Genomic DNA, 12,752 nt, shown 5'->3' with positions numbered 1-12,752 from the left:
GAACAACCACATCGGTCAGCCCAGGGTAACCCTCACCCGTAATCGTCGTGGTCTGGCCAGACTCGACCGAATCCGGCGTAGCCACGATCGAAGGAGCCACTACCGGATCGGTAACGGTCAGACCCGTCGAGGCAGACGGTCCACCATCGACCGAACCAACAACCTTGTAGTCAGTACCGGCAGGGGTACCCGCCGGTACCGTCAACGGAGTCGAGAACTTGCCGTCGGCATCGGTCGTGACAGTAACACTGCCACCAACCGGAGCGTCGGCAGCATCGGTAAGCTGAACAACCACATCGGTCAGCCCAGGGTAACCCTCACCCGTAATCGTCGTGGTCTGGCCAGACTCGACCGAATCCGGCGTAGCCACGATCGAAGGAGCCTCATCCAACGCGCGTACGGAGGACGTAGCCAAACTAACCTTGGCCGCTTCTGCCTGGGGCAGCAGGGTCAGGGTAAGGGCACTAACGGTAAACGAGCCGGCACCCAATGCAGCATCTCGCGGAGGAGTGTCCACCGATGGCTGGTCATTGATCGTCAGCTGGACAATTTCACCTAGCACACCAGTGATGACCGGAGATAGATCATCCAGTAGCTGGTCGGTGATCGGTGTGATGGTATCGCCAAGATTCGAAATCAAGGGATCCAGTAGGTTTCCGACTCCGGCAAGGATGGGCTCAACCAAGGCATCCGTAAGGAACCCTGTCAGCGGCCCGACATTGATCAAGGGAATCCCCGCCAATGCGATAGTCAAGTCAACAACAACGTCTGGGGAACCTCCGTCAATTCCGAGGAAATCACCGATCGAACCAGAAATCGTGATGTTGCCGTCATCGGCACCAACGAGCCCGAACACGGCATCAACCGACAAATCGATCTCTACGTTGAGTGTTGCTGCGTAAACGGCATCCGTAATCGCTTCCGACAGCTGATCGACGAGTTTCGAGACGATATCCGTGAGGCCTGCAGAGATTTGCTGCAACGTTGCAGCGTCAATGACATCGGTGTTGGCCGGTAGTCCGTTTAGCCCATTTACCGAGCCCGGGTTGACGGCCCGTTCCAGGTCGATCGTGACCAGACCCGTTCCAAGGTTGAGCGAAACAACACCGTTGTCGGCGTCGATCGTGGACTGCAGCAGCCCCGTCTTGATCACGCCAAGGTCCAGGTTGTCAATCGTAGCCGTGGCATTTCCAACGAGTACATCAACGACGCCAAGGTTAAGATCAACCGTGGGAATACCCGACACGATCGTGTCGATGACGCCACCGGTTCCGGCGAGCCCATTGACTGTCGTTCCCACGCCATCGACGACTCCGCCCAAGTCGGTTACGACTTCACCGACGAGCGGGCTGCTAACTACTGCTTTTGCATCGGCAACGACGTACTCGGAAGTGACATCCGCATTGAGTTTCTCCGCAGTTGAAGCAAGTGCGCCGACTTCCAATGCCACTTCGTCGACAATTGAATCGGTCAGGCCAGCAACATTCAACTGCGCCAGAAGCGCAGTGAGGTCAACCGTCGCATTGTCGGGGCTGCCACCTTCGTCATCAGGGTCAACGGTAATCGCGCCATCATTTGAAACAGCGCCGGCTGCGGCTTTGGCATTCGCAACGCTTGGGGCCGCTGCGTAGCTGTTCAATGCGCCCAATGACCCGAGGCTAAGAAGACCGTTGTTGGTCCCACTGTCAATGAGCGGAAGCGTAACTGCACCAAGATCAACATTGAGAGCGTTGAGCGCCGCCACATTGAAGGGGTTGGCGTTGGGTCCAACCAAAGAGGGATTGCCCGCTTGGCTCAGCGCCGATTCCAATAGATCCAGCGCAAACAGCTCAGATGAAATCACTTGCCCCAGCGCTTCGGACTGATCCGCAGATAGATCAACTGGTGCGGCATATGCCGCAGTGGCCGGCACTACAAAAAGGCTCGACGCTACTGCGCCAGCCAAAAGTCTGCGGGGAATTGAGAAGCGTTGCTTCCCTTTCCCTGGTGGTTGTTTTTCTTTTGTCAATGCATCCTCCAAGGCGAGACCGGAATGATCAGAGACACAAATTCCATGTGCCCCCAAGTCCGACCCTAGAAAAGCAAGCGGCTGATTGCCTTCGCCCCACTGGGTATTCCCAGGGCACCGCAAGGTTACGATTGGCGGGCTTTTTGGCCAGTCCAGAGATCCCAGACGGGGATGAACTAATGGCTGACTGGCTACATCAAATGACCACCCGTCCTTAATCTGCAAAGTTTTTTCGACCAAGCTCACCAAGTAGCTATTCCCAATGGCTAGTATGGGAAGCCATAAGGGCGAGAAAATGGTTTTGGGGCATTAACTCGGAGTTATGCAACTGCTTTTCCGGAAATTTGTGACCTTATGCAATTTTGGAGGGGAAAAATGAATCAGCCCAAAATACGCGTACATCTGGCCGATGGAGACTATTTTCTTAGGATTGGTTTGGAAAGCCTTCTAGCGTCAAGCCAGGAGGTTGAGCTGGAGGATGTCTCCAGCAATGGAAATGATGCAGTTGAGGCAGCGCTCTCCAAAAAGCCTGATCTTGTGCTCATGGAATCCGGCATCAGCAATGTCTGCAGCATGGAAGCCACCAGACGCATTGTTGCTGGTTCACCTGAAATAAAAGTTGTAATGTTTTCTGCTACTCATGACCTTGAAACCATGAGCCGTGCGCATTCGGCGGGAGCGTGCAGCTATCTTGCCAAAAACTCCATTTCCACGAATCTTGACGCCGCACTGCTAATGATCCATTCCGGGAACATGGTCTACTCAAAACCGGCGGATGCGCAACGCTTCCCTGTCAGTTCTGTCAATAGTTACGATCTACAGGCCCAGTTCTTGCGCCAGACAAATCCGAGGGGCCGCCGCTTGCTGAATGCACTCGCAAACGGCTACACAAACTCGGAAATTGCCACGATGCTGCATGTCAGCGAAGGAACAGTCAAAGCACAGTTGGCAAAGATCATGGAACCCTTGAATGTGAAGAACCGCGTCCAACTTGCCGTTTTGGTTGCGCAAGCAGGATTGCTCGAAGAAGCTCGTCCAACCCTTCCACTCACCTCTGGGCCCGCGCGCTACGCCACACCCAGGGCATAATTCGGCATTTCCAAAACCACCGCCTGGATATATAACTGTTTATTGGGTTCTTCCCCGATTGGGGAAGAACCCAATAAACATTCGCGGTTGGCCTTGAAACGGCAACCAACGATCCTCAAAGTCGATGAGCGCCCGGAACTAGATCGAATTTTCCGCTGTCGTTTCACGGACGGCCAATAAGAGCACACGAACTCTTGCTGACCATCGTCGAATATATTTAGGTATATTAAACGCTTATTCAAAAACAACTTATGCTGCTTAGTCAGTTTCAGGATTCTCCGGCGGGGTCGCACATCGATCGACCATTGAGCGGCAGCACTGACTTCCATGGCAGCTTTGTCCGCAGTCCACTCGGTTCCACGGGATCAACAGGACACTCAGTATCCGCTAGCCGGATCATAAAGATTCATGAGCTCTTCGCCGGCCAAGTGCCGACGAAGATTCCCGATGAAAAGCTCGACAATCCTTGAATTTTCCGCATCAACGTTGGCAGCAGTATGTGGCGACAAGATGAGGTTCGGCGCAGTCCACAGCGCATGCCCCGCGGGGACCGGCTCGGGCTCCGCGACGTCCAGGACAGCCCCTCCCAAATGACCCGATTCCAACGCCTTAATCAGCGCCGTCTGGTCAAGCACCTGTCCGCGGGCGAGATTAACCAGAAGGGCTCCAGGCTTCATCGCCGAAATCTTCTGCTCGGAAAACATTCCGATTGTCGCTTCGGTGAGCGGGCACGCCAGCACGACTATGTCATACGTAGCCAGCTCGCAGGCCTCCAATGACAGCGAGTGCCGGAACGACTCGCCAAGATCTGTAGCCGTCCGGGTGGTCCCGTCACATGCAACCCCAAAAAAGTTCAAGGTCCTGGCAACTTCACGACCAATGCTTCCAGCACCAACAATCAGGGCTCTCTTGCCGAACAGTGTCTGGGATGAACCGGTAACCCATTCTTGGCTTGCCTTCTGACTTTCCAAGTCGGGAAATTGACGCACGAAATGAAGCAAACCGGCGAGCGCAAATTCCGCAAGCGGTTTTGCGTGCACACCTGCGGCAGTGGTGATACTTACGTGCTGGTCGACGTGCCCCAGTGAAGCGGCTCGTGCTCCGACCCCTGCCTGCGAAGCCTGGATCCAGGTAAGTTTCGGGCAATTTTTGCGCCAGTTTTGTGGCTCCCACCAATCAAAGTCAAACATGATCTCCGCATCGGCCAGAAGTCCACGCCATTGGAACAGCTGTTCCCGGGTAAGGTCGCGTTTAATCCCCCAGTGATCGCATGCAAAGCGTGGCGTTGGCAGCAGGTCCGGGCGGAAGATCACTTCCACTTCCGGCACGTCATCACTGATCTTGGCGACAAGGTCATCTTGCAGATAGGAACCAATCAACAGCCGTGGACGCATATGGGAGCTCCTGTATTGAGTAGATGGTGGTGAGGACCCGCAAGGTTCACGCCGATTATTGGCCGGACGTCACAGAAACGACACGTCCGATAAAAGTCCGTTCTTCAAATAGGTTATCGGCCCCCATTGGATATGGTGAGCGCATGACTTCCCACGTAGGCGACCGAAAGGCCCCCGCTGAGGCTCCGGTTCCACGGCATCACCAGCTCATAGTCTCTCTCTTTGGACTCTATGCCCGTCGGCATGGTGGTGCCCTGCAAGTGGCCGCAATCATTTCTCTCATGCGAGACATAGGTGTGGAATCCGCAGGTACGCGTTCCTCCATTTCAAGGCTCAAGAAGCGCGGAATCATTGACAGCGTTCAGGTGAACAACCGCAGTGGATATGCGTTGGCCCCTTCGGTCATTGAAACGTTCATCGAGGGAGATGAACGCATTTTTCATCCCCGGCGGGCAAGCAAGCAGGACCAGTGGCTACTGGCTACCTTCACCGTTCCGGAATCACAGCGCAACATACGCCACAAGATCCGCTCTTCCCTGATTCGAATGGGTTTTGGTTCCGTTACGCCCGGGCTGTGGATCGCACCGGGCCATCTGCGTGATGAGGTTTTGGCGTACTTTGATCGCCGTGGGCTCAGCGAATACCTGGAGTTCTTTATGGCGGATCATGTCGGCGGCGCCGACCCTCACAAGAAAGTAGCCACTTGGTGGGACCTGCCCGCGCTAGACGAGCTCTACTCCGACTTCCTCGACAACAACCGGGGGCTTCTTACTGCTTGGAAGCGCCAGGAAGAACTTGCGGCAAGCCACGAGGTCGACGCCCGGGCCTTTGCCGACCACTTGGTGCTGATCACGCAATGGCGCCGCCTCCCCTATCTTGATCCTGGATTGCCCATCGAGTTCCTGCCAGAGAATTGGAATGCGTTGCGAGCCGAACAGCTGTTCCAGGAACTGCATGCGCTGCTTTCCCCGCGCGCCGAGAGGCATGCCAGCCGCATCATTGATGACGACACGATTGTTGCGTAAGCCCGCCGAAACGGACAAAGAAAATGTGCCGTGTGGATGACTTCCGAATCATGGATTCTTTAGCCAACCGCACGGCACATTTTTGTCGGTCAGGAATTGGTTCACATGAACCGATCAGTTGTCGCGCTCCTGGATGACGGCAACGCCCTGGATTTCGATGAGGGCTTCCTTCTGCCACAGGCGGCTGACGCCGATGCCCGCCATCGCCGGGTACTTGGTGCCCGCCATTTCGCGCCAGAGGCGTCCGATTTCGCGGCCGTTGGCCATGTAGTCATCCACATCGGTGAGATAGATCGTCACCGAAACGAGGTCTTCCGGGCGGCCGCCGGCCTCCGTCAGGGTGGTCAGGACGTTGGAGAACGCCTGCTTGAACTGCTCAATGATGCCGCCCGGAACGATCTGCATGTTCTTGTCCAGCGCGGTCTGCCCGCCGAGGTACACCGTGTCGCCTGCAAGCATTCCGTGTGCGTATCCGGATGGCTTTGGCAACGAATCGGGGTTGATCGTGAGGTTTTCGTGAACCGTCGTCTCGGTCATTGTGCGCTCCCTGTGAACTCTGATGGTTTTCGTGGCGAATCCGCCCTAGCGCCACACCTGTGACGCGTGTTACATTGAGGATACGTGACGGCAGTCAAAAAGTCGACACAAATGAATTTGATGGGCAGAGACAGGGGTATCGATGAAACTCGCGACAATTCGCCACAACGGTCAACCGACCGCAGCACTTGAGGTTGCAGGCGGATACCTGCCGTTGCCGGCACGCGATATCGGCGAGCTGGTCGGGCTCACCGGCTGGAAGGCTCTGGCTCTCGAAGTCCTGGATGGCCACAGCGCCCGTGACGTCATTGCGGGCGAAGAGACGACCCTTCTGAACCCTGTGCCGAACCCGCAAAAGGTCATCTGCTGCGGCCTGAACTACTCCGACCACATCCTTGAGATGGGCCGCGAACTGCCGCAATACCCGACCCTCTTCGCCAAGTTCGCCGACACCCTCACCGGCCCGTCCGCCGACATCGTCAGCGAGCATTCGGAAAACGTCGACTGGGAAGCCGAACTCGCAGTCGTCGTCGGTTCCACGCTCAAAAATGCCACCGAAGAGGAAGCCGCCGCCGGCATCGCCGGCTACACCGTCGCCAACGATATTTCCATGCGTGACTGGCAGCGACGCACCCTTCAATGGTTCCAGGGCAAGGCCTTCGACGGCACCACTCCCCTGGGCCCGGTCATGGTGACCCCCGACGAAATCGATCCGGAAGCCGGGGTCGAGGTCATCTGCACCCTCAACGGCGAGGAAGTCCAGCGCGGAAACACCAAGACCCTGGTCTTCTCCTCGGCGAAGCTGCTCTCCTACATTTCCGCATTCACCGTACTGCGCCCGGGCGACGTGGTCCTCACCGGCACCCCGGGCGGCGTCGGCATGGGCATGGTCCCGCCGCGTTTCCTCAAGGACGGGGACGAACTGCACACCGAAATCCCCGGCATCGGAACCCTGTCCAACACGTTCCGCGTCCGCATCGCGACCAGTGTCTAACCAACTTCATTCCAACCCCATACCACCTCTAAGGAGAGCATCCACATGAGCAGCACACCAGTGATCTACCGCACCGAAGGCGACAACTCGATCTACGCGGGCGCCGACGGAGTAGTCGTTCCGGTGGTGACCCGCGCTGGCGCCGAGGACACCAACACCGCGCAGTCCGGCGACTGCATCCGCGTCTCGGGCGTGAGCATCCAGCACACCCCGGCCACCAAGATCTGGTTCGGCCAGGTCTCCAACACACCCGGCTACCGCTCGCTGCCGCACCACCACGGCGAGGCCGAAACCGGCGGCTACGTGCTGCGCGGCCACGGACGCATCTACTTCGGCGAGAACTACGAGCAGTACCTGGACATGACCGCCGGCGACTGGGTGTTTGTCCCGCCGTTCATGCCGCACGTCGAGGCGAACATGTCCATCACCGAGGACCTGGTCTGGCTTACGGCACGCACCCCGGAAAACATCGTCGTAAATCTCGAAGACGTAGCCGACGAGTCCCTGGAAGGATACCGTCGGGCATGAGTTCGCAGATTTTCCTTGATGCCATCGACCTGACCGCTTGCGAGGCCGAGGTCTTCGACCAGGCATTCACCGCCGTCCCGCAGTACGTGCCGTGGCCCAAGGCCTACGGCGGAGACATGGTGGCCCAGGGTGCCACGGCGATGATGCGCTCGGTGGGCGAGGACCGCGAGCTGCACTCGATGCACTCCTACTTCCTGCGCCCCGTCGACATGCACGTTCCGGTCCGCTACGAGGTCGAACTCATGCGCGACGGGCGCGGCTACTCGACACGCCAGGTCCGCGGATTCCAGAACGGCAAGGCCGTCTACACGGCTTTGGGTTCCTTCCACGTGCCGGAGTCCGGCCCGGAGCAGTCCTCCACGGCCCCGTCCGAGTACTTGGACCTCGACCCGGAAACCCTGGCCAGCGCCTCGGAAGTCCTCGCCGAGGCCGAGGGCGCGGCGGCGGAGTACTGGTCCCACGGACGCAGCTTCGATATGCGCCACGTCCCGGGCGCCATGTACCTTTCGGTTGACGGGGAAAACACGGCCCACCAGGCCGTCTGGGTGAAGGCCTTCACCGACCTTCCCGACGACCAGATCACCCGGCGCGCGGCCCTGGCCTACGTCTGCGACTACACCATCCTCGAACCGCTGCTGCGGACCCAGAACCTCTCCTGGAGCACCGAGGGACTCGTCACCGCCAGCCTTGACCACTCCATGTGGTTCCACCGCGACGGCCGGGTCGATGACTGGGTGCTGTACGTCCAGGAAGCGGTTTCCAGCCAGAACAACCGCGGCCTGGCCCTGGGCCGTTTCTACACCCGCGACGGCCTGCTGCTGGCAACCGTCGCCCAGGAAGGCATGATCCGCGGACCGCGCGGCTAGCTCCACCGCACCAAAAGCACCAAAGAACCATCGAGACCCGACTCTTGGAAAGAGACGACATGGAACTATCCCTTACGGCGCACCAGGACACCTTCACCCGCGACCACCTGCCGCCGCACGAGCTCTGGCCGACGCTTGAATTCACGCTGCCGGAACTGCAGTACCCCGAACGGCTCAACGCAGCCACCGTCCTCATCGACGACGCGGTGGCCGCCTTCGGCGCCGACAGGCCCGCCCTGCTGGCACCGGACGGAACCTCGCTGGGCTACGGAGAGCTGCTCAAGCGGGCCAACCAGGTCGCGCAGATCCTCGTCGAGGACTTCGGGATCGTCCCGGGAAACCGCGTGATGCTGCGTGCCCCGAACAACGCGTGGCTTGTGGCCTGCTGGCTCGGCGTCATCAAGGCCGGCGCAGTGGTTGTCACGACCATGCCTGCCCTGCGCGCGGCGGAAATCGAAAAGCTTGCGGCGCTGACCAAGCCGTCGCTGATGCTCTGCGACCACCGATTCATGGACGACGCGCTCGCCGCGGCGGCCAGCAACTTCCCGGTCATCCCGGTCGGTTCCGACGTGGCCGACGACGTCGTCGCACGCGCCGCGGCCAAGTCCGGGGAGTTCACCAACGTGGACACCGCCGCGGACGACGTGGCACTGCTCGGGCCGACCTCGGGCACCACCGGGGTCCCGAAGATCACTATGCACTTCCACCGCGACATCCTGGCCAACGCGGACACCTTCGCCCGGCACATCCTGCGTCCCACCGCAGACGACGTCTTCGCGGGATCCCCTCCCCTGGCCTTCACCTTCGGCCTGGGCGGTCTGGTGGTCTTCCCGCTGCGCTTCGGCGCCAGCTCGCTGCTGACCGAACGCACCACGCCGGTGGAACTTGCCCAGTTCTCCCACGATGCCGGGGCAACCGTCCTCTTCACGGCACCCACCGCGTACCGGGCCATCCTCAAGGAGGGCAAGGCCGACCTGCTGCGTTCGCTGCGCGTCGCCGTCTCCGCGGGCGAGCACCTGCCGGCTGCCACCTGGCAGGCCGTCAAGGACGCCACCGGGCTTGAACTGGTCGACGGCATCGGCTCCACCGAGCTGCTGCACGTGTTCATCTCCGCCGCGGGGGAACAGATCCGCCCCGGTGCCACGGGCAAGGCGGTGCCCGGGTACCGGGCCACCATCCTGGACACGGACGGCAACGAGCTGGGCCCCGACGAGGTCGGGCGGCTGGCCGTCATCGGCCCCACCGGCTGCCGCTACCTGGACGACGAACGCCAGCACGCGTACGTGTCGAACGGCTGGAACGTCACCGGCGACACCTTCGTGCGCGACGCCGACGGCTACTTCACCTACCAGGCCCGCAGCGACAACATGATCATTTCCTCCGGCTACAACATCGGCGGGCCGGAGGTCGAGGAGGCCATCATCCAGCACCCGGACGTGCTGGAAACCGCCGTGGTGGCGCGCCCCGACGCAAGCCGCGGATCGATCGTCTGCGCGTTCGTGGTCCTCGTCGAGGGTGTTGAAGCCAGCGAGGCGAAGGCCAGGGAACTCCAGGACTTCGTCAAGGCCACCATCGCCCCGTACAAATACCCGCGCGACATCCGCTTCGTCGACGAGCTGCCCCGGAACCCCAGCGGCAAGCTCCAACACTTCAAGCTGCGCGAGGCCCTCGCCGAGGCCCCCGCCTCCTAGCCCGTTCCGCACCGCGCATCCCCCACCGCTCTTCCCCGGCATGCATCCCGCGGCCGCCGGTTTCCACCGGCATGCATCCCGCGGCCGCCGGTTTCCACCGGCAGCCCGGCCCTTGCCGACCCTAGATAAGGACACACCCATGAAAATCGCAGTTGTTGGCGGCGGCCCCGGCGGCCTGTACTTCGCGGCCCTCATGAAGCAGCTTGACCCGGCCCACGAGGTCACCGTCTGGGAACGCAACGCGGCCTCGGACACCTTCGGCTTCGGCGTCGTCTTCTCCGACGAGACCCTGGGCGGCATCGGCAACGCGGACACCGTGATCGCCGACTACATGTCCCGCCGCTTCGCCCGCTGGAGCGACATCGACATCCACTTCCGCGGCGAGATGCACACCGTCGGCGGCCAGGGCTTCGCCGCCATGAGCCGCAAGGAACTGCTCGAGCTGCTGCAGCGCCGCTGCATCGAACTCGGCGTGGACGTGCGCTTCTCCACCATGGCCCCGGACGTCGAACAGCTTTCCGCCGACTACGACCTGGTGCTCGCCGCCGACGGGCTGAACTCGGCCATCCGCGCCAGGTTCGCCGACTCCTTCAAGCCCTCGCTGGACCCGCGCGTGTCCAAGTACATGTGGCTGGGCACCGACCAGGTCTTCGAGGCGTTCAAGTTCTTCGTCAAGGAGACCGACGCCGGCACCATGCAGATCCACGGCTACCCGTACTCCGACGAGGGTTCGACCTTCATCGTCGAAATGCACGAGGACGTCTGGCGCGCCGCCGGCTTCGACGAGACCGAGAACGAGGTCTTCGCCCCCGGCGTCAGCGACGAGAAGGCGGTCGCAAAGATCACCGAGATCTTCGCCGACGAGCTTGCAGGCCACGAGGTGCTGACCAACAACTCCAAGTGGATCAACTTCACCACGGTGCGCAACCAGAACTGGCGCCATGCGAACATCGTGCTGCTCGGCGATGCCGCGCACACCGCGCACTTCTCGATCGGCTCGGGCACCAAGCTGGCCATGGAGGACTCGCTGGCCCTGGCCGCCTGCCTGCACGAGCACGGCACCGTCGAGGCCGCGCTGGAAGCCTACGAGACCGAGCGCCGCCCGGTGGTCGAATCCACCCAGCGCGCCGCCCAGGCGTCCATGGAATGGTTCGAGAACATCGGGCAGTACAAGGACCAGGACCCGGTGCAGTTCTGCTTCAACCTACTCACCCGCTCCCGCCGCATCACGTACGAGAACCTGAAAATGCGCGACACCGGCTTCGCACAGAAGGTCGACGCCGACTTCGCGCGCCTGGCCGGCTCCCCGGAGGTCGCCCCCGCGATGTTCCAGCCGTACCGGATCGGCGAGCTGGAACTGGTCAACCGCGTCGTCGTCTCCCCCATGGACATGTACTCGGCGATCGACGGCGTGCCCGGCGACTTCCACCTGGTGCACCTGGGCTCCAAGGCCATGGGCGGCGCCGGCCTGGTCATGACGGAAATGGTCTGCGTCTCCGACATCGGCCGCATCACCCCCGGCTGCACCGGTTTGTACAACGACGAGCAGGGATCCGCCTGGAAGCGCATCACCGACTACGTGCACGCCAACTCGAACGCCAAGATCGGCGCGCAGATCGGCCACTCCGGCCGCAAGGGCTCCACCAAGCTCATGTGGGAGGGCATCGACGAGCCGCTGGAAACCGGCAACTGGGAGGTGCTGGCCCCCAGCGCGATCCCCTACGGCGAGGGCTGCCACGTGCCGGCGGAAATCACCCTCGCCCAGATGGACGAGGTCCGCGAGCAGTTCGTGGCCGCGGCCCGCCGCGCGGATGCGGCCGGCTTCGACTTGCTGGAGCTGCACGCCGCCCACGGCTACCTGCTCTCCTCGTTCCTCTCCCCGCTGTCGAACAAGCGCACGGACGAGTACGGCGGATCGCTGGAGAACCGCCTGCGCTACCCGCTCGAGGTGCTCGACGCGGTGCGCGCCGTCTGGCCGGCACACAAGCCTGTCGGTGCCCGCATCTCCGCCACCGACTGGGTCGAGGGCGGCAACACCGAGGACGACGCCCTGCTGATCGCCCAGGCGTTCATCGACCACGGCATCGATTCGATCGACGTGTCCTCCGGGCAGATCGTTCGCAACGAGCGCCCGGCGTTCGGCCGCAGCTACCAGACCCCGTTCGCGGACAAGATCCGCAACCAGGTCGCCGCCGCGGCCGGTGTTGCCGTCATCGCGGTCGGCGCCATCTCCTCCTACGACGACGTGAACTCGATCCTTCTGGCCGGCCGCGCGGACCTGGTGGCGCTGGGCCGCACGCACCTCTACAACCCGCAGTGGACGCTGCAGGCAGCCGCCGAGCAGGACTACGCGGGAGCCGGCGCCACGTGGCCGCTGCCGTTCAAGGCCGGTCGCCGCAAGCCGCCGAGCGCCCGCACCGACGCGGTCCGCCCGCGCCTGTCGCTGCTGAAGGAAGAGCAGATCGACGAGCAGGTGCACCTGCGCTGGACCCCGGCCAAGGACTCCTCCCAGGAGGATCTGGTGCCGAGCGTTTAACCCCGGCACATGAGAGAGGGAGTGTTCCGTTCGGCCGTTGGCGGACCGGAACACTCCCTCTACTCGTTTTTGCCCGTTCTGGCT

At 61.5% G+C, this 12,752-nt stretch carries 10 protein-coding genes; 7 read left to right on the top strand and 3 right to left on the bottom strand.

All coding sequences use genetic code 11. The features are described from left to right. Nucleotides 1–2,008, bottom strand: a 2,008-nt coding sequence (locus ACIQLF_RS04535; protein WP_400294813.1) for a choice-of-anchor G family protein, incomplete at its 3' end; no start/stop codon positions are given. Between the two features lie 375 nt (nucleotides 2,009–2,383). On the opposite strand from ACIQLF_RS04535, the gene ACIQLF_RS04530 reads away from it, so the two are divergent. Continuing rightward, nucleotides 2,384–3,097, top strand: a complete 714-nt coding sequence (locus ACIQLF_RS04530; RefSeq protein ID WP_400294811.1) for a LuxR C-terminal-related transcriptional regulator — start codon at nucleotides 2,384–2,386, stop codon at nucleotides 3,095–3,097. 377 nt (nucleotides 3,098–3,474) lie between these two features. Here the strand turns inward: ACIQLF_RS04530 and ACIQLF_RS04525 are convergent, their stop codons facing one another. Further along, on the bottom strand, nucleotides 3,475–4,491 hold the full coding sequence (locus tag ACIQLF_RS04525; RefSeq protein ID WP_400294808.1) for a D-2-hydroxyacid dehydrogenase: 1,017 nt from the start codon (nucleotides 4,489–4,491) through the stop codon (nucleotides 3,475–3,477). Nucleotides 4,492–4,634: 143 nt separating this feature from the next. Between ACIQLF_RS04525 and ACIQLF_RS04520 the strand changes: the two genes are divergently transcribed. Next, nucleotides 4,635–5,516 (top strand): PaaX family transcriptional regulator C-terminal domain-containing protein, encoded by an 882-nt coding sequence (locus ACIQLF_RS04520; protein ID WP_400294805.1) that lies wholly within the window; start codon nucleotides 4,635–4,637, stop codon nucleotides 5,514–5,516. Nucleotides 5,517–5,630: 114 nt separating this feature from the next. Here the strand turns inward: ACIQLF_RS04520 and ACIQLF_RS04515 are convergent, their stop codons facing one another. Then, on the bottom strand, nucleotides 5,631–6,053 hold the full coding sequence (locus tag ACIQLF_RS04515) for a RidA family protein (protein WP_400294802.1): 423 nt from the start codon (nucleotides 6,051–6,053) through the stop codon (nucleotides 5,631–5,633). Between the two features lie 142 nt (nucleotides 6,054–6,195). On the opposite strand from ACIQLF_RS04515, the gene ACIQLF_RS04510 reads away from it, so the two are divergent. The 5 genes from ACIQLF_RS04510 (at nucleotide 6,196) to ACIQLF_RS04490 (ending at nucleotide 12,668) form a co-directional block, all read left to right on the top strand. Continuing rightward, complete coding sequence (locus ACIQLF_RS04510) at nucleotides 6,196–7,047, top strand: fumarylacetoacetate hydrolase family protein (RefSeq protein WP_400294799.1); 852 nt, start codon at nucleotides 6,196–6,198, stop codon at nucleotides 7,045–7,047. A gap of 45 nt (nucleotides 7,048–7,092) precedes the next feature. Beyond that, nucleotides 7,093–7,575, top strand: a complete 483-nt coding sequence (locus ACIQLF_RS04505) for a cupin domain-containing protein (protein WP_400294796.1) — start codon at nucleotides 7,093–7,095, stop codon at nucleotides 7,573–7,575. Next, entirely contained in the window at nucleotides 7,572–8,441 is an 870-nt protein-coding gene (locus ACIQLF_RS04500) for an acyl-CoA thioesterase (protein WP_400294794.1), read from the top strand. Before ACIQLF_RS04505 ends, ACIQLF_RS04500 begins: the two co-directional genes overlap by 4 nt. A gap of 59 nt (nucleotides 8,442–8,500) precedes the next feature. Further along, on the top strand, nucleotides 8,501–10,132 hold the full coding sequence (locus ACIQLF_RS04495; protein WP_400294791.1) for an AMP-binding protein: 1,632 nt from the start codon (nucleotides 8,501–8,503) through the stop codon (nucleotides 10,130–10,132). Between the two features lie 139 nt (nucleotides 10,133–10,271). Continuing rightward, nucleotides 10,272–12,668 (top strand): bifunctional salicylyl-CoA 5-hydroxylase/oxidoreductase, encoded by a 2,397-nt coding sequence (locus tag ACIQLF_RS04490; protein ID WP_400294788.1) that lies wholly within the window; start codon nucleotides 10,272–10,274, stop codon nucleotides 12,666–12,668. Nucleotides 12,669–12,752 lie beyond the last annotated feature (84 nt).

This window comes from Paeniglutamicibacter sp. NPDC091659 (genome assembly GCF_044756805.1).
In the GTDB taxonomy this organism is placed as follows: Bacteria; Actinomycetota; Actinomycetes; order Actinomycetales; family Micrococcaceae; genus Paeniglutamicibacter.
Note: the sequence above shows the minus strand (reverse complement) of the source record. Positions and strands in the feature narration are given on the sequence as shown.